General features: G+C 71.5%; 18 protein-coding genes. 10 read left to right on the forward strand and 8 right to left on the reverse strand.

Annotation, left to right across the window (positions count from 1 at the left end; translation table 11 throughout):
• Positions 1-36 precede the first annotated feature (36 nt).
• Positions 37-957: a Gfo/Idh/MocA family oxidoreductase gene (locus ABZT06_RS16090; protein ID WP_355740575.1), complete on the reverse strand. Its 921-nt coding sequence runs from the start codon at positions 955-957 to the stop codon at positions 37-39.
• 259 nt (positions 958-1,216) lie between these two features.
• Here ABZT06_RS16090 and ABZT06_RS16095 point away from each other — a divergent pair, with 259 nt between their 5' ends.
• The 3 genes from ABZT06_RS16095 to ABZT06_RS16105 all read left to right on the forward strand — a co-directional run bounded on the left by ABZT06_RS16095 (position 1,217) and on the right by ABZT06_RS16105 (position 4,191).
• Positions 1,217-2,074, forward strand: a complete 858-nt coding sequence (locus tag ABZT06_RS16095; RefSeq protein ID WP_355740577.1) for an aldo/keto reductase — start codon at positions 1,217-1,219, stop codon at positions 2,072-2,074.
• Positions 2,075-2,408: 334 nt separating this feature from the next.
• A complete protein-coding gene (locus ABZT06_RS16100; protein ID WP_355740579.1) occupies positions 2,409-3,227 on the forward strand; it encodes an SAM-dependent methyltransferase in 819 nt (272 codons plus the stop codon).
• Positions 3,228-3,459: 232 nt separating this feature from the next.
• Positions 3,460-4,191 carry a methyltransferase domain-containing protein gene (locus ABZT06_RS16105; protein WP_355740581.1) on the forward strand — a complete coding sequence of 244 codons (732 nt, stop codon included), beginning with the start codon at positions 3,460-3,462 and terminating at the stop codon, positions 4,189-4,191.
• Positions 4,192-4,200: 9 nt separating this feature from the next.
• Here the strand turns inward: ABZT06_RS16105 and ABZT06_RS16110 are convergent, their stop codons facing one another.
• Both ABZT06_RS16110 and ABZT06_RS16115 read right to left on the reverse strand, forming a co-directional pair.
• A complete protein-coding gene (locus tag ABZT06_RS16110; protein ID WP_355740583.1) occupies positions 4,201-5,118 on the reverse strand; it encodes a helix-turn-helix transcriptional regulator in 918 nt (305 codons plus the stop codon).
• 129 nt (positions 5,119-5,247) lie between these two features.
• Positions 5,248-5,478, reverse strand: a complete 231-nt coding sequence (locus tag ABZT06_RS16115; RefSeq protein WP_355740585.1) for a DUF397 domain-containing protein — start codon at positions 5,476-5,478, stop codon at positions 5,248-5,250.
• Between the two features lie 210 nt (positions 5,479-5,688).
• Between ABZT06_RS16115 and ABZT06_RS16120 the strand changes: the two genes are divergently transcribed.
• From ABZT06_RS16120 to ABZT06_RS16130, 3 genes are all read left to right on the forward strand, one after another.
• The gene (locus ABZT06_RS16120) at positions 5,689-6,240 is read left to right on the forward strand and encodes an ATP-binding protein (RefSeq protein WP_355740587.1); all 552 of its coding nucleotides are present in this window, start codon (positions 5,689-5,691) and stop codon (positions 6,238-6,240) included.
• 28 nt (positions 6,241-6,268) lie between these two features.
• Positions 6,269-6,811, forward strand: coding sequence for a hypothetical protein (locus ABZT06_RS16125; RefSeq protein WP_355740589.1), 543 nt, complete (start codon positions 6,269-6,271; stop codon positions 6,809-6,811).
• 88 nt (positions 6,812-6,899) lie between these two features.
• Positions 6,900-8,666 carry an ABC transporter ATP-binding protein gene (locus ABZT06_RS16130; RefSeq protein ID WP_355740591.1) on the forward strand — a complete coding sequence of 589 codons (1,767 nt, stop codon included), beginning with the start codon at positions 6,900-6,902 and terminating at the stop codon, positions 8,664-8,666.
• 341 nt (positions 8,667-9,007) lie between these two features.
• Here ABZT06_RS16130 and ABZT06_RS16135 read toward each other — a convergent pair whose 3' ends face one another.
• A complete protein-coding gene (locus ABZT06_RS16135; RefSeq protein WP_355740593.1) occupies positions 9,008-9,355 on the reverse strand; it encodes a hypothetical protein in 348 nt (115 codons plus the stop codon).
• 174 nt (positions 9,356-9,529) lie between these two features.
• On the opposite strand from ABZT06_RS16135, the gene ABZT06_RS16140 reads away from it, so the two are divergent.
• Positions 9,530-9,772, forward strand: coding sequence for a DUF5133 domain-containing protein (locus tag ABZT06_RS16140; RefSeq protein ID WP_355740595.1), 243 nt, complete (start codon positions 9,530-9,532; stop codon positions 9,770-9,772).
• 25 nt (positions 9,773-9,797) lie between these two features.
• Here ABZT06_RS16140 and ABZT06_RS16145 read toward each other — a convergent pair whose 3' ends face one another.
• Complete coding sequence (locus ABZT06_RS16145; protein WP_355740597.1) at positions 9,798-10,772, reverse strand: helix-turn-helix domain-containing protein; 975 nt, start codon at positions 10,770-10,772, stop codon at positions 9,798-9,800.
• A gap of 180 nt (positions 10,773-10,952) precedes the next feature.
• Here ABZT06_RS16145 and ABZT06_RS16150 point away from each other — a divergent pair, with 180 nt between their 5' ends.
• Both ABZT06_RS16150 and ABZT06_RS16155 read left to right on the forward strand, forming a co-directional pair.
• A complete protein-coding gene (locus tag ABZT06_RS16150) occupies positions 10,953-11,408 on the forward strand; it encodes a hypothetical protein (protein WP_355740599.1) in 456 nt (151 codons plus the stop codon).
• Between the two features lie 117 nt (positions 11,409-11,525).
• Positions 11,526-11,741 carry a hypothetical protein gene (locus tag ABZT06_RS16155; RefSeq protein ID WP_037713967.1) on the forward strand — a complete coding sequence of 72 codons (216 nt, stop codon included), beginning with the start codon at positions 11,526-11,528 and terminating at the stop codon, positions 11,739-11,741.
• A gap of 8 nt (positions 11,742-11,749) precedes the next feature.
• On the opposite strand, the gene tgmB is transcribed toward ABZT06_RS16155, so the two are convergent.
• The 3 genes from tgmB to ABZT06_RS16170 form a co-directional block, all read right to left on the reverse strand.
• Positions 11,750-12,724: an ATP-grasp ribosomal peptide maturase gene (tgmB, locus tag ABZT06_RS16160; RefSeq protein WP_355740602.1), complete on the reverse strand. Its 975-nt coding sequence runs from the start codon at positions 12,722-12,724 to the stop codon at positions 11,750-11,752.
• 16 nt (positions 12,725-12,740) lie between these two features.
• On the reverse strand, positions 12,741-12,932 hold the full coding sequence (tgmA, locus tag ABZT06_RS16165) for a putative ATP-grasp-modified RiPP (RefSeq protein WP_355740604.1): 192 nt from the start codon (positions 12,930-12,932) through the stop codon (positions 12,741-12,743).
• A gap of 132 nt (positions 12,933-13,064) precedes the next feature.
• On the reverse strand, positions 13,065-13,382 hold the full coding sequence (locus tag ABZT06_RS16170) for a YkvA family protein (protein WP_355740606.1): 318 nt from the start codon (positions 13,380-13,382) through the stop codon (positions 13,065-13,067).
• 223 nt (positions 13,383-13,605) lie between these two features.
• Here ABZT06_RS16170 and ABZT06_RS16175 point away from each other — a divergent pair, with 223 nt between their 5' ends.
• On the forward strand, positions 13,606-13,788 hold the full coding sequence (locus ABZT06_RS16175) for a hypothetical protein (protein ID WP_355740608.1): 183 nt from the start codon (positions 13,606-13,608) through the stop codon (positions 13,786-13,788).
• The last annotated feature ends 558 nt before the right edge of the window (positions 13,789-14,346 follow it).

The raw sequence follows: 14,346 nt of genomic DNA on the forward strand, positions 1-14,346 counted from the left end.
GCCGGGCGCCCTGCTGGTGGTCGAGGTGATCGTCAGCTAGGTGCGGGCACTACTGGGACCTGCCTGCGCCGTCGCCGTTCCGCCGTCCAGCAGGGCCTCCGCCTCGACGAGGATCTCGGTGACCCGCAGTGCGAACACGGCGTCGCACGGATGGGCCTGCCCGGTGCGCGCGGCGGCGAGCAGCCCGTCGGCGGCCCGGATCACGGCGGGTACGACAGCCTCCGACGACTCCGGGAGCACGGCGACTCCGCCCGCGCCCCGCAGCTCGACACCGGCTCCCGCGGCCGCGGGCGGAGCCGTGAGACTCAGGGTCAGGGTGCTCGACGCGCCGCCGGTGTGCCGCAGCACCAGATGGACGGTGTCCCCGGGACCGTGCGCGGCCGCCGCCACCTCACGGACTTCACCCAGCACCGGCAGCAGCACCGACAGGGCATGCGGGCCCACGTCCCACAGGGCGCCCTTCTCCTGCCGCCACGGTGACTCGGCGAACGGGCTCTCGCTGGTGAACACCGACCCCAGCCACTCGGCCCGCCCCGTGAACCAGCCCTCCACGGCCGCCTGTTCGGCGATCCACGCCTCGGTCTCGGCGAGGAAGCGCGAGGTGAAGAACACCACCGAGGCGACCTTGGTCTCCCGGACGGCCTCGACCACGGCCCGCCCCTGCTCGACCGTCGTCGCAAGAGGCTTGTCCAGCAGCAGATGGCACCCCGCCCGCGCGGCCCGCGCCGCGAGGCCGGCCTGCACGCTCGGCGGCAGGGCGATGGCGACGGCGTCCACGTCGGCGAGGAGCGCGTCGACATCGGCGTACGCGCGCGTGCCGTGCTCCGCGGCCAGCTCCTCGGCGGCCTCCGTACGACGGCCCCACACCCCGGCGAAGTCCAGCTCCGGATGCGCGCCGAGCGCGGGGGCGTGGGCCATCCGGGCCCAGGGACCGGTGCCGAGCAGTCCGATACGCATGCCGCTGCCTCTCTGGCCGTACTGCCGAACCTCACGACGACCGGACTGGATCATCCGCCGGTCGAGGCGAGGGTGTCACACGGACACAGCGCACACGCAACCCCGTCTCGCCCCCCGGTCGACCCGGGGGGCGGCGCGGCCGCGATTCAGCACTCCCGTCGCTGAATGCGTTCTCATTCCTCTATTGGACCTCGGTGTGCGCGGCGGCCAGGCTGAGGAGAGCCCAGATCCGCGGGACAGGCGAAAGAGGTCCAAGGTCATGCACACTCGCCGTATCGGTGATGTCGAAGTGAGCTCGATCGGTCTGGGCGGCATGCCCATGTCCATCGAGGGGCGGCCGGACGAGGAACGCTCCCTCGCCACCATCCACGCCGCCCTCGACGCGGGCGTGACCCTGATCGACACCGCCGACGCCTACCACCGGGACGCCGACGAGGTCGGTCACAACGAGTCCCTGATCGCGAAGGCCCTCGCCTCCCACGACCGGGGCGGTGACGTCCTCGTCGCCACCAAGGGCGGGCATCTGCGTCCGGGGGATGGAAGCTGGACGCTCGACGGCAGCCCCCGGCACCTCAGGGAGGCATGCGAGGCCTCGCTGAGGCGACTGGGGGTGGAGGCGATCGGGCTCTACCAGTTCCACCGTCCCGATCCCCGGATCCCCTACGAGGAGTCGGTCGGCGCCGTGCGTGACCTCCTCGACGAGGGCAAGATCCTCCAGGCGGGCATCTCCAACGCGAATCCCGACCAGATCCGACTGGCCAACGAGATCCTCGGCGGCCGACTGGTCTCGGTGCAGAACCAGTTCTCCCCGGCCTTCCGCTCCAGCGAGCCGGAACTGCGCCTGTGCGACGAACTCGGCATCGCCTTCCTGCCCTGGAGCCCCCTCGGCGGCATCTCCCGGGCGGGTGAACTGGGTTCGGCCCACGGGCCGTTCGCGCGGATCGCCGAGAAGTACGGGGTGAGCCCGCAGCAGGTCTGCCTGGCCTGGATGCTCGCCAAGTCGCCGGTGGTCGTGCCGATCCCGGGCGCGAGCCGCCCCGAGACGATCCGCGACTCGCTGGCCGCGGCCGATCTCGTCCTCGACGCGACCGAACTCACGGAGCTGGACGCCGCCTGAACCTTCCCCGGTGCGTTGCCGGCGATGACCCGGTCCGTGTGCCGCACGGCCATCCGGGCCTTCTTCGGCCGCCTGTCGCGCTGGCTGCGCCGCTCCTTTGCGGCCTGCCGTGGGAAACCGAGCCGCTGCTGCCGAAGGCTGTACTCGTCCTGCGCCGGCCGGCGGCCAGGCACCGAGCTCGGGGCGCTGTTCGCCGCCGCGCGGACGGGAGGCCTCGGCCGGGTGACGGCCGTAGCCCTCGTACTGGTTGTCGTACTGGCACCGGCGTTCGTGGTGTCTCTAGGATGGACTCCCTGTCCTGCCAGGCCAGTTGGCGGAACAAGCTGGGGGAAAGATGAGCACCGGTAAGAACCTGTCCACGTCGATCGACGCCTCGGTCCCCACGGCCGCGCGCATGTACGACCACTACCTCGGCGGCAAGGACAACTACGCGGCCGACCGGGCCGCCTGCGAACAGCTCGACAAGGTCGTCCCGAGCACCCGCAGGCTCGCCGTGAACAACCGGCACTTCCTCCAGCGGGTGGTGCGCACCCTCTCGGCGGAGCACGGCATCCGGCAGTACCTGGACCACGGCTCGGGCCTGCCCACCCAGGACAACGTCCATCAGGTCGCCCAGCGCATCGACCCCACCACGCACGTCGTCTACGTCGACAACGACCCGATGGTCCTGGTGCACGGCCGGGCGCTGCTGGAGCAGGACGAGCGGACCGCCGTCATCCACGCGGACATGCGGGAGACCGACGCGATCTTCGCCCACGAGGACACCCAGCGGCTGATCGACTTCTCGCAGCCCGTCGCCGTGCTGTTCAACTCGGTCATGCACTGCATCCCGGACAGCGAGACGGACGGGCCTGCCGCCCTGGCCCGCCGGGTGCGCGAGCGTCTCGCGCCCGGCAGCTTCATGGTGATGTGCCAGCTCGTCAGCGAGGACCCCGAGGTCCGCGACTTCGTCACGAACTTCATGGACCAGGCGACCCAGGGCCACTGGGGCCGGGTCCGCCAGGAGAAGGACGTCGCCGAGTGGTTCGAGGGCCTGGAAATCCTCCCCCCTGGCCTCGTGGAGGTCTCCACCTGGCGTCCCGACACCGAGGTGGCCCCCCGCCAGCTCACCCACGAGTGGATCGAGTTCGGCGGAGTCGCCCGACTCGTCTGACCCCGTCACGAACGCCCCTGGCGCGGCCGAGCAGGCCGTACCGGCGCAGGCACCGCAGCCCCAGCCGTCGTTGGGCCGTGCAGGTTCCGGGTCGACGGGCGCGGCGGGGACAGCTGCGGCTTCGGCGGGCACCGTCCCCCGCGGCGCCGGCGCCCTCCCGCTCCGGGGGCGCCGCATGTCGGCAGGCCTCGCCCCGGTCGGCCCTACGATTCACCCCATCGAGAAGGCGCGAATGAACCGCACGATACGCACGATGGAGGACGTACTCCAGCTCCTCGACACCCTCTTCGATTCCCAGGCCGATCGCTGGACCGCGGACGCCGGTTCCTGGTGGGACGGCTTCTACGGGGACCGCTCCAAGCCGGTCCCCTTCTTCGTGGCGAAGCCGGACGAGAACCTGGTGTCGTACCTCGACCGCGGCCTCGTCACCGTCGGCCGTGCCCTGGATCTGGGCTGCGGGCCGGGCCGCAACGCGCTGTACCTCGCCTCCCTCGGCTTCGACGTCGACGCCGTCGATCTCTCACCGGCCGCCATCGCCTGGGCCAGGGAGCGCGCGCACGAGACGGCGGCCGACGTCCGCTTCGTGTGCGGCGATGCCTTCACCCTGTCGGGCACCGAACTCAGCGGCACCTACGACCTGATCTACGACTCCGGCTGCTTCCACCATCTGCCGCCGCACCGCCGTGTCAGCTATCTGGCGCTCCTCGAACGCCACTTGGCACCCGGTGGCCGCTTCGGCCTCGCCTGTTTCGCGGACGGAGGAGTGGGATCGGACCTGCCGGACGCGGAGTTCTACCGGCAGGGCGGACTCGCGGGCGGTCTCGCCTACACGGCCGAGTCCCTGCGCCGGATCTTCTGCGACCTGACCGAGATCGAGCTACGGCGCATGCGCGACGAACCGCCCGGGTCCCCCTGCTTCGGCGAACCCTTCCTGTGGGCGGCCCTGTTCGGCCGCGACGGCTGACAGGGGCTCTCAGCCGCCGTAGCGCTGCTCGATCGTCTGCTCCAACAGCCGCAGCGAGTCCCGGGGTTCGAGCGCGTCGTCGGCCAGCCGGTCCAGGGCGAGCCGGTACTCCTCCGTCTCGTCCCGGTCCTCCAGGAAGTTCGCGCTCTTGATGTGCTCCAGATACACGACGTCCGGCAGGTCGAGCCCGCCGAAGCGCAGGTAGGTGATCGGGATGGCCGGAGCGGAGGCGTTCGTCACGTCGAGCGGGATGATCTGCAACGTCACGTTGGAGCGCTGGGCCATCGCGACGAGGTGCTTGAGCTGCGCCCGCATGATGTCCCGGCTGCCCAGCACCCGCAGCAGCACCGACTCGTCGATCACCGCCCACAGCTGTGGGGCATCCGCACGCAGCAGCAACTTCGCGCGCTGCATGCGCAGTTCGACGCGCCGGTCCACCTCGCTCGCCGCCGCGGCCGGCAGACCGCGCTCCACCACCGCCCGTGTGTAGTCCGGGGTCTGCAGCAGTCCGGGGACGTACTGGATCTCGAAGGTACGGATGGCCGCGGCCGCCTCCTGAAGGCCGACCAGCCGGTCGAACCACTCGGGCATCAGCCGCTTGTCGTACCGCTGCCACCAGCCCGGGTCACCGGCGCGCTGGAGCAGCTTGAGGAGCACCGAGGACTCGTAGTCCTCGGTGCCGTACAGCTCCAGGAGAGCGCGCACGTCGCTTTCCGACGGGGGCTTGCGGCCCTTGCCCGACTCGATGCGGGACAGCTTGGCGGGGCTGAATCCAAGGGCCCGCGCCGCCTGGTCCTGGGCGAGCCCGGCATCCTCGCGGAATCCCGCCAACTGGACGCCTACCAGCATCTTCAGCAGGGTGGGAGCCGGTTCGGACCGGTCCAGGTACGGTTCCAGGCGGGAGATGCGGTGGGACGCGGCAGACATCCTGACTCCCAGTAAACCGGCACAGAGACGACTCACACTATCGCACGCAGCGTGGCCGTACCGCACCATTCCGTAGGTGCCGGTGTCGGCACGGGAGTTGGGGGCGGTGTCGCCTCGGATCCCGGCTCCTCACAGCAGGTGGTCGAACTCACCGTCCTTCGCGCCGGCGAGGAAGGCCGCGACCTCGGCCGGGGTGTAGACCAGTGCGGGGCCGTCGGGGTCACGGGAGTTGCGCAGCGCGACGCCGCCGTCGACCAGTGAGGCCACTTCGACGCAGTTGCCCTCGGCGTTGCTGTGACGGCTCTTGACCCAGCGGGCGTCGAGCGAACTCGCCCGCACTCCGTTCTGCACTGCTGGCACTGCAGTCTCCTTGCTGTTCCGTTCTGTGCCGGGCGCCGTGCCCGGCCGTGCGGGGCGGGACTGGGGTGCGCAACGGCAACCTCTGTGACCCCACCCGTCGTTCGCGCAATTTCTCGTGCAATTGCACGCGGGCGCCTTCAGCGTGGATAATAGCTCCAGCGTCAACCCCCGCGGTTGCGCCCCGTCTTGACGTCGCATCAAGGAGATGCCGTGTCGTCACCTGCAAACCATGTGCTCCGGCCGCCCAGCCAGGCTGTGCCGGAGGTGGGTGATGCGGGCCCGGCCGGTGCGACCGTGCGGCGTCCGGGTTCCGCCTGCGGACAGCGGCGACCGCCGGAGGTCGGCCCCCTCGTCTCCGCCGCGCTGCTCGTCAGATGCAGCGCGGAGGGGTTCGCCCGGGCCCGCGCCTTCACCCGCGAGACGCTGAGCTGCTGGTCCCTGGATCACCGCAGCGACGACGCCACCCTCGTGATCACCGAACTCGCGGCCAACGCCGTGGCCCACGCGGTGCTCCGGCCTGCGGCGAAGGGTGCCGCCGAGGTGTGGCTGGGGTTGTCCTTCGACCCCGCGCATCTGCTGGTGACCGTCTCCGACCCCGGCGACGAGCCACCCGCCTACACGCCCCGCGACGTCACCGCCCTGCGGGAGCACGGCCGGGGCCTGTACATCGTCGACGCCTTGGCGGAGGAGTGGGGCTGGACCTCGCGGCCCCCGGCCGGCAAGACCGTCTGGGCCAAGCTGTCGACCACCCCTCCCCCCTGACATGACCGCCGCGGAAAGGTTTCACGCCATGCGCACCGCTCCGGACCAGCCGAGCAACGAGCGCACCAGCTGCCCCGTGCCCACCACCGGGGTGGCACGGACCACGCCCCTCGCGGCGCTGAGCCGCGTGCCCTGGGACGACATCCAGGACTCCACCGGCTGCGCCGCGGCCATCCCCCTGCTCCTCAACAGCGTGGCCTGGGGGGACCCCGAGACCGCCGGCGCGGCCCTCCGTGACCTGCGCAGGCGCATCTGCCAGTACGGCTTCGTCGTGGAGCAGGCCACCGCCGCCACGGTCCCCTTCCTCTGGGAGCTCGCCCAACTGCCCCGGGTGACCTGTCGGGCGGAGATCATCCAGCTGCTCAGGAGCATCGCCGGCGCCCGCCAGTGGGAGAGCACCGCGGCCGTCTACCCCAAGCTGCTCAACCACCGCGAGAACCCCGTGGTGTGGGAGCGCCGGGCCCGTCAGGCCGTCCGGGACAAGAGCGGTGTCCTCGGGCGGCTGATGGCCGACGACGACAGCGAGATCGCCCACGCCACCACGGAGCTCGCCCGCACTCTGGACGAGTAGGAGTGCTCACCGCCACCTGGTGTACTCCTTGCCGACGAGGGGGAGAAAGCGCTTGCCCTCCACACGGCAACCGGAAGGACCAGCGACGATGGCATCGTCGCTGGAAAGACCACTCGACCATCGCTACCGGGGCGAACACCCGATCCGCACACTCGCCTACCTGTTCCGCGCCGACCGCCGCAATCTGGCCGTGGCCGTGGCGGTGTTCACCGTCAAGCACAGCCCGATCTGGCTGCTGCCCCTGATCACCGCGTCCATCATCGACACCGTCGTGCAGCACCTGCCGATCACCCGGCTCTGGACGAGCACCGGCGTCATCCTGTTCATCCTGCTCATCAACTACCCCCTGCACCTCCTCTACGTCCGCCTCCTGTACGGCAGCGTCCGCCGCATGGGCACCACCCTGCGCTCCGCCCTGTGCACCCGCATGCAGCAGCTGTCCATCGGCTACCACTCCCGGGTCAGCGCCGGTGTCCTCCAGGCCAAGGTCGTGCGGGACGTCGAGACGGTCGAGCAGATGGTGCAGCAGACCGCCGAGACCGGCCTCGGTGCCACCACGGTGCTGATCGGCGGACTGGTCATCATCGCCGTACGGACACCGGAGTTCGTGCCCGTCTTCCTCGTCGTCGTGCCCGCCGCGGCCCTCGTCGTGGCCCGGCTCCGGGCCCGGCTGCGCACCCACAACGAGCACTTCCGGCACGAGGTCGAGACGCTCTCGTCCCGGGTCACGGAGATGACCCGCCTCATCCCGGTGACCCGCGCCCACGGCCTGGAGGGCAAGGCGCTGCGCCGCATGGACGGCACCCTGCGCCGGCTGCTGACCTCCGGGATGCGCCTCGACCTCGTCAACGGCCGCTTCGGCTCGCTGGCCTGGGTCGTGCTCAACGTGGTCGGCGTGCTGGTCCTCGCCGGGGCCGCGCTGGTGTCGTACTACGGCGTCTGGGGCGTCACCCCCGGCGACGTCGTGATGCTCAGCGCGTTCCTGACCACGCTCACGAACTCCACGACCACGTTGGCAGGGCTCGCCCCGGTCATCACCAAGGGTCTGGAGTCCGTCCGTTCCGTCGGCGAGGTGCTCCAGGCGCCCGAACTGGAGGACAACGAGGGCAAGACCGAGGTCGACTCGGTGCGCGGAGCCGTCGAGTTCCAGGGCGTGGGCCACGCGTACGACAACGGACGGCCCGCCGTACGGGACTTCACCCTCTCCGTGACCCCCGGCGAGACCATCGCCCTCGTCGGCGCGTCCGGCGCGGGCAAGTCCACCGTCCTCAACCTCGTGATCGGCTTCATCCGTCCCACCTCGGGGCGGCTGCTGCTCGACGGCACCGACATGAACGCCCTGGACCTGCGCACCTACCGGCGCTTCCTGTCCGTCGTACCCCAGGAATCCATCCTGTTCGACGGCACGATCCGCGACAACGTCGCCTACGGCATGGACGACGCCGACGAACAGACGGTCCGCGCGGCACTGCGCGACGCGAACGCACTGGAGTTCGTCGACCGGCTGCCGCAGGGCCTGGACACCCTGGTCGGCGAGCGGGGTGCCCGGCTGTCGGGCGGGCAGCGCCAGCGCCTGGCCATCGCCCGGGCCCTGATCCGCGACCCGCGCGTGCTGGTCCTCGACGAGGCGACCTCGGCCCTGGACACCCGCTCCGAGGCGCTCGTCCAACAGGCGCTCGCCCGGCTGCTGCACGGACGGACGACCTTCGTGGTCGCGCACCGGCTGTCGACCGTGCGGGGCGCCGACCGCATCGTGGTGCTGGGGGAGGGCCGGATCCTGGAGACCGGCACCCACGAGGAACTGCTGCGCCGCGGCGGGGCCTACACCGCGCTGCACGCCGGACAGGTCGCCTGAGCCCGGCCCCGGTCCGTCCGGCGGGGGGTGAGGCACGGGCCGCGCGGCTACGCCTCCTCGCCTCCCGTCGCCCCGGTCGCGGCGGCGCGTACGGCGCGCCGCCGTGCGCGAGCCTGAAGGCGGTGGGTGCGGACGGAGCGGACCGGAGGACCGCGTCGACGTCCGCGCCCGATCGCGCTCGGGCGCACCTGCTCCCGAACCGTCCGCGGGCAGGCGTCCCCGGATCTCGTCCATCACCCGACGAGTCCGTCAGCGTTGCCGCGTTCTGCACTGATCGGGATGGACCTCGCCGGAGTGGTCGTACGGCCGGTCGAAGGGGTGGCCCCGGCCCCTGCCGGGCGTCACGCCGCGCTGCTCCGCGGTACCCGGCGGGGGCACGCCGAGTCGTGGTCGGTGCCGCAGCTCGTCCACCAGCGTTCACAGCACGCGGTGTCGAGTTCGGCGCGGACGATGTCGTCGGCGGCCCCCGCACCGGGTCCGTCGGCCCGCCCGCGCATTTCGGCCAGGGCGCGCCGCTGGTCGCGGAGCACGCTCTCGCGCACGACCGCGATGACTGGGACCAGGCTCGCGGCGGCCAACAGACACGCGGCCCACGGCGGGTCGTGGCGCAGTGCGTGGACCGCTGTCCAGGCGAGTCCGGTGCTCGTCGCGAGATGGAGGGCGCTGAGGAGACCTGCGGAGCGGTTCATGGGCGTATACCGTTCATGGTGCGAGGGATGCCCCTTGTTCAACGGTTTGCGGGCCTTCGGGAAGCGGGTCCGTCCGCACGGTATTGCGCCAATCGCGTGCCGGGGAGCGGCGGATGGGATTGGACCGGCGCACAGGGGGCATACGCAGCGAAAAATTCTAGAGAGGGGCGCTTCGTGCTCGTTCCGGACCCTAAGGCCGTCAGAACTCTGCTGACCCGCTACGCGTCACTGAGGATCGCCCAGGCGGAGAGGGAGAGGCCGGCGACGGCTCGTGAGCTGGCGGACGTCAGTTACACACTGTGCGTGATGATGGGCACCACCGATGTCCGTGAGGCGGTCGCCAGGGCCGACGCCCTGCTGCCGGCCGCCGAATGCGCGGACCCGGACGGGGAGAGCAGCCTCCCGCTGGCCGGGTGAACACCACGCCGGACCCGGCGGGCGGTCAGGAACTCGCCGCCGCCGGGACGGCGTCCTTCGCGTGGAAGGCCGCGCGGTACCCCTGCGGGGTGGTGCCGACGACCCGGCGGAAGCGTTCGCGAAACGCCGTGGGGGAGCCGAACCCCGCCTGCCGCGCGATCCGTTCGACCGGATGACCGGTGTTCTCCAGCAGGTACTGGGCGCGCCGCACCCGGGCCCGCAGCAGCCACTGCAGCGGCGTGCTGCCCGTCTGCTCCCGGAAACGGCGGCTGAAGGTGCGCTCGCTCATCCCTGAACGGGCCGCCATCGTCCCGAGGGTGATCTCGTGGGCCAGGTTGTCCTCGACCCACTCCAGGACCGGCTCCAGCGTCGAACCACGGGGTACGGGCGGGTGGTCGTACACGATGAACTGGGCCTGCCCGCCCTCCCGTTCGAGCGGCATCACCGACATCCGGGCGGCATGCGCGGCGACCGCCGAACCCAGGTCCCGGCGGATCATGTGCAGACACATGTCGAGCGCCGCGGCCGCGCCCGCGGAGGTCAGGATCTGACCGTTGTCCACGTACAGCACGTCCGGCTGGACCTCGACGGCGGGGAAGCGCCGCGCCAGGTCGTCCGCGACCACCCAGTGCGTGGTGGCGCGCAGCCCGTCCAGGAGCCCGGCCTCCGCCAGCACGAACGCGCCCACGCACACGGACGCGATCCGGGTGCCGGCCGCCGCGGCCTCCCGCAGCGCGGCGAGCACGGTCGGGGAGGGCGGTCCGGCCACGGGGGAGCACCCCGGCACGATGATCGTGTCCGCCTCGGTGAGCGCTTCGAGGCCGTGCTCGACCCGCAGGGTGAAACCGCCGTCCGCGCGGACCTCCGGTGACTCGGCGCACAGCCGGACCCGGTAGCCCGGGCGGCCGTCGGGCAGCCGGGTCCAGTCGAACACCTGCATGGGTGCCGCCATGTCGAACGGCACCACATCGTCGAGAACCAGGATCGCCACGGAGTGCATGACCGCCACGATAAGCGGATTCCCGCCACTGCCATGACCCCGGGGCCGGGCAGAACTCCCAGCCGGAGGCGTTGGCGGGAATCCGTCGGAAGCTGTCGTTTCAGCCCCTGTGTGATCATCCGGCGGGTTTCTAGGGTGGCCGGGCACCACCGACCGCACCGGAGAAGGACACGCCATCCCATGACCAAGTTCCTACTGGCCCTGCACGTCCTCGTCGCCATCGTCGCCGTGGGGCCGGTGACCGTCGCGGCCAGCATGTTCCCGCCCGCGGCCCGCCGGGCCCACGCGGAGGAGGCCGGCGTCGGCGCCCTACGGCTGCTGCACCGCATCTGCCGGGTCTACGCGGGCATCGGCATCGCGGTCCCGGTCCTCGGCGTCGCCACCGGAGCCGCGATGGGCGTCCTGGGCGACGGGTGGCTGACCACGTCCATGGCCCTGACGGCCGCGGCCGCCGGAGTCCTGGTCGCCTTCGTCCTGCCCCGGCAGGGCGAACTGCTCGAGGAGTTGACCGGACAGGGGAGCGTCGAACGCCGCGCAACCGCCCAACTGGCCATGTCCACGGGCATCTTCAACCTTCTGTGGGCGACCGTGACCGTCCTGATGATCGTCCGCCCGGGGTCCACCGCCGGTGCATGAGGGCCCGCGAGCAGTCAAGCCCGACGCCGGAATTCGCACGTCGGTGCGTGGAGGCGCCTAGACTCGTCAGCCGTGCCCATGCGCGTGGGCCCGAGAAAACGAAAGGCGCGTTGACGGGTGTTCCAGGATTCCCCCATCTACGACCGACTCGTCGCCGAGCGCGGCGACGTCCCCGCTCTGACCCGCAGGGAGGCCGAGCGCGTACGCAGGGAACTGGAGTACGTCATGCGGCCGCTGCAGTCCCTCATGCCCCCGCCCGTCCCCGAGCGCCCGGCCTCGCCGGGCCAGGGATGGGTGCCCGCCCTGCCGCCCGCCGCCCCGCGGCCCTACTGAATCCGGCCTCAGTTCACCGCGCTGTTCGCGCCGTCGGTGCGCGAGCGCGGGTCCGGACCGGGCCGGGCCAGCCATGCGGCGATACCGCGCGCGATCGGCTGGCCCGTCTCCACCTCCACGAAGCCGAACTGCCCTGACTGGTTGCACTCCAGGAACCACCAGGTCCCGTCCCCGTCCTCGGCGAAGTCGAAGGCCCCGTAGGCCAGTTCGGCCGCCCCGAGATAGTCCCGGACGGCCGCGGCCACCCGCGGCGGGACATCGGTGGGCTGCCAGGAGGAGGTGGGCGGGGCGAAACGGACGTCCACCTCGTCGTCCGCCCCGGTGACCTTCCGGGCGGCCAGCATCGTCTCGCCGACGACGGTCAGGCGTATGTCGGCCCGTTTGGCGACCCGCCGTTGCAGCAGGGTGGGGCCGAACGCCACGGCCGCGAAATCGGTGTCCGGTGCGACCCGGCTGGTCGGCACCGCCCGGGGCGGATCCTGCGGATGCGCCCCGGAGACCGGTTTGACCACCAGGTCCGGGTACCGCTCGGCGAACTCGCGAGCGGCCTGCGGAAACGTTGTCACGATGGTCGCCGGGACGGGCAGGCCGCAGCGCTGGGCGAGCCGCAGCTGCCAGGGCTTGTGACGGGCCCGGCGGGCCGCGTCGGGGTGGTTCATCCAGCGGGCGTCGCTGCCCCGGAGCATGCCGTACAGCGCCTGGTCGGACTCCTCGGTCAGCCACTCGGAGGGCGCGGCCGCCCGCGCCGCGGGGGTGCCGGGGCGGCGGACCCAGATCGAGCGCAGCCCGGAGATGCCCACCAGCCGGCCGCCGACCGACAGGTGGCCGCGGAAGTTGCCGTGCACGTACTCCCCGGACAGCGCGACACCGTCGGTCAGGTCGGCCGGATCGAGCCGGACCACCGGAACCCCCGTGGCGTTGAGGTGCACGACGACCATGTCGGCCGTCACGTCCTCTTCGCAGGTAAGAATCAACACGGTCATCAGTCGTCGGCCGCGTTCAGTCGTCGAAGTGAGTCTTGGAGCCCGCCGTGCTAGTGGTGGTCCCCAGTTCCCTCATCAGCGCGTGGTCGCGGGCCGCGACCCGGCCGTCCATGAGCACGTTCAACTGCAGCCCGGAGTCGTAGACATACGGAGTGGTCGCCTCCGACGTCGCTGCCGGACGTGCGTAGTTGAGCGCGAACGGTTGCATCGTCTCTCCCTCGCCGGTACTGCCTCTCGCAGACGGCCGTCACCCCACGACGCCGTCAGGTCAGCCGACTTCCTTCGGCTTCCAGAGACTTATACGAATCGAACGAGTGATTGGTTTCCTTACACTGCGTAATCACGGTCGGGGGGACGCCTCCCGGTCCCGTCCGCCGAGGCGCAGCGCAGCCCGGTCGGCGGCGGAGCCGCGCAGGGTGCGCAGGGCGAGCAGCAGGACACCGATGTCGTCGAGGTACACCGGGTCGGGCACCAGATCGGTCGGCAGCACGAAGTACAGCAGGGCACCCCAGAAGACCCAGCGGGGCCCGGTGGGAAGTCCCGCCCGCCGCAGTCCGCGACGGGTTCTCACGAGCCGTACCAGCAGTGCGACGGCCACCGCCAGCGCCAGCGCCGCGAGTACCACGGCGACGACGATCAGTGCTGTGGTCGAATCCACGGGCCGACCTCCTCCTCCGGGCGCCGAACGGCGCGCTGTCTGACGGATTCCCGCATCCGGCTCCGCTATGGCTCGCCGAAGGGCCGCACTCACACCCGTGGCTCATCCGAGCGGCACGCCGTCGTACACCCGCATACGAATGGGGTCATCTCGATCTCGCGGTCGCACGACGGGGGCGCGTAGCAGCGACCGCACTCTTTGTCTGAACGACCCCGCCATACCGATGGACCGGTCGTACGGCGATCCCGTCGGCGACCTGGTGCGTGCCGCCGTAACCGATCGTCCCCTGGAGGACGTCGTCCACCTCATCACCCTGCTGGAGCAGTCGCCCGAGTACGCGCAGGCCACCGTCGCGGCCCTGCGTGCCGTTCCGTGGAGGACGTCACCCGTCTCGTGTCCCTGCTGACCCGGCCGCCGCGGGACGCGGACAGCGCCGACGAGGCGATCCGGGCCGCCGCCGAATCCCGTCCGACAGAGGACGTGACCCGTCTGGTGGCCCTGCTGAACCGGTCCGAACTGCAGCCCCACTGCGGGCAGAAGGCGGTGCGCGCGGCAGCGACCGGCAGACCCGTGGAGGAACTGGTCGAGCTCATCGGCCGGCTGGCGACGGAACCGCCCCCGCAGCCGTGGTACGAGGCGCACCAGTCGTACGACGAGGAGTGGCGGCCCGGACCGGAGCTGCCGGGGCCGGCCGCCTTCCCGGCCCCGCCACCGCATCCACCGGCGTCGGGTCGGACCCGAAGAGCACCGGCCTGGCCGAGCATTGTCGCCGCCCTGGCCCTGCTGGTCTGCGGTGTCCTGTGCTTCCCCGCGCACCGCGATGGGGCATCCGCGCAGGTGTACGGGTTCGCGCTCGGGGTGTCGGTCCTGTGTGTCCTGCTCGCTCTGCTGTTGATCCGGCCGGTCCTGCCGGTCCTGGCCCTCGCGGTCGTCGTGCCGGCCGGGGTGGCAGCGGGCCAGTTGC

This window comes from Streptomyces sp. NPDC005483 (assembly GCF_040606035.1).
Taxonomy (GTDB): Bacteria; Actinomycetota; Actinomycetes; order Streptomycetales; family Streptomycetaceae; genus Streptomyces.

Bases quoted from the DNA above. Each gene is read 5' to 3' on its own strand.
- ABZT06_RS16090 (WP_355740575.1), bottom strand. From the start codon at position 957: ATGCGTATCGGACTGCTCGGCACCGGTCCCTGGGCCCGGATGGCCCAC.
- ABZT06_RS16095 (WP_355740577.1), top strand. From the start codon at position 1,217: ATGCACACTCGCCGTATCGGTGATGTCGAAGTGAGCTCGATCGGTCTG.
- ABZT06_RS16100 (WP_355740579.1), top strand. From the start codon at position 2,409: ATGAGCACCGGTAAGAACCTGTCCACGTCGATCGACGCCTCGGTCCCC.
- ABZT06_RS16105 (WP_355740581.1), top strand. From the start codon at position 3,460: ATGAACCGCACGATACGCACGATGGAGGACGTACTCCAGCTCCTCGAC.
- ABZT06_RS16110 (WP_355740583.1), bottom strand. From the start codon at position 5,118: ATGTCTGCCGCGTCCCACCGCATCTCCCGCCTGGAACCGTACCTGGAC.
- ABZT06_RS16125 (WP_355740589.1), top strand. From the start codon at position 6,269: ATGCGCACCGCTCCGGACCAGCCGAGCAACGAGCGCACCAGCTGCCCC.
- ABZT06_RS16130 (WP_355740591.1), top strand. From the start codon at position 6,900: ATGGCATCGTCGCTGGAAAGACCACTCGACCATCGCTACCGGGGCGAA.
- ABZT06_RS16135 (WP_355740593.1), bottom strand. From the start codon at position 9,355: ATGAACCGCTCCGCAGGTCTCCTCAGCGCCCTCCATCTCGCGACGAGC.
- ABZT06_RS16145 (WP_355740597.1), bottom strand. From the start codon at position 10,772: ATGCACTCCGTGGCGATCCTGGTTCTCGACGATGTGGTGCCGTTCGAC.
- ABZT06_RS16150 (WP_355740599.1), top strand. From the start codon at position 10,953: ATGACCAAGTTCCTACTGGCCCTGCACGTCCTCGTCGCCATCGTCGCC.
- tgmB (WP_355740602.1), bottom strand. From the start codon at position 12,724: ATGACCGTGTTGATTCTTACCTGCGAAGAGGACGTGACGGCCGACATG.
- tgmA (WP_355740604.1), bottom strand. From the start codon at position 12,932: ATGCAACCGTTCGCGCTCAACTACGCACGTCCGGCAGCGACGTCGGAG.
- ABZT06_RS16175 (WP_355740608.1), top strand. From the start codon at position 13,606: ATGGACCGGTCGTACGGCGATCCCGTCGGCGACCTGGTGCGTGCCGCC.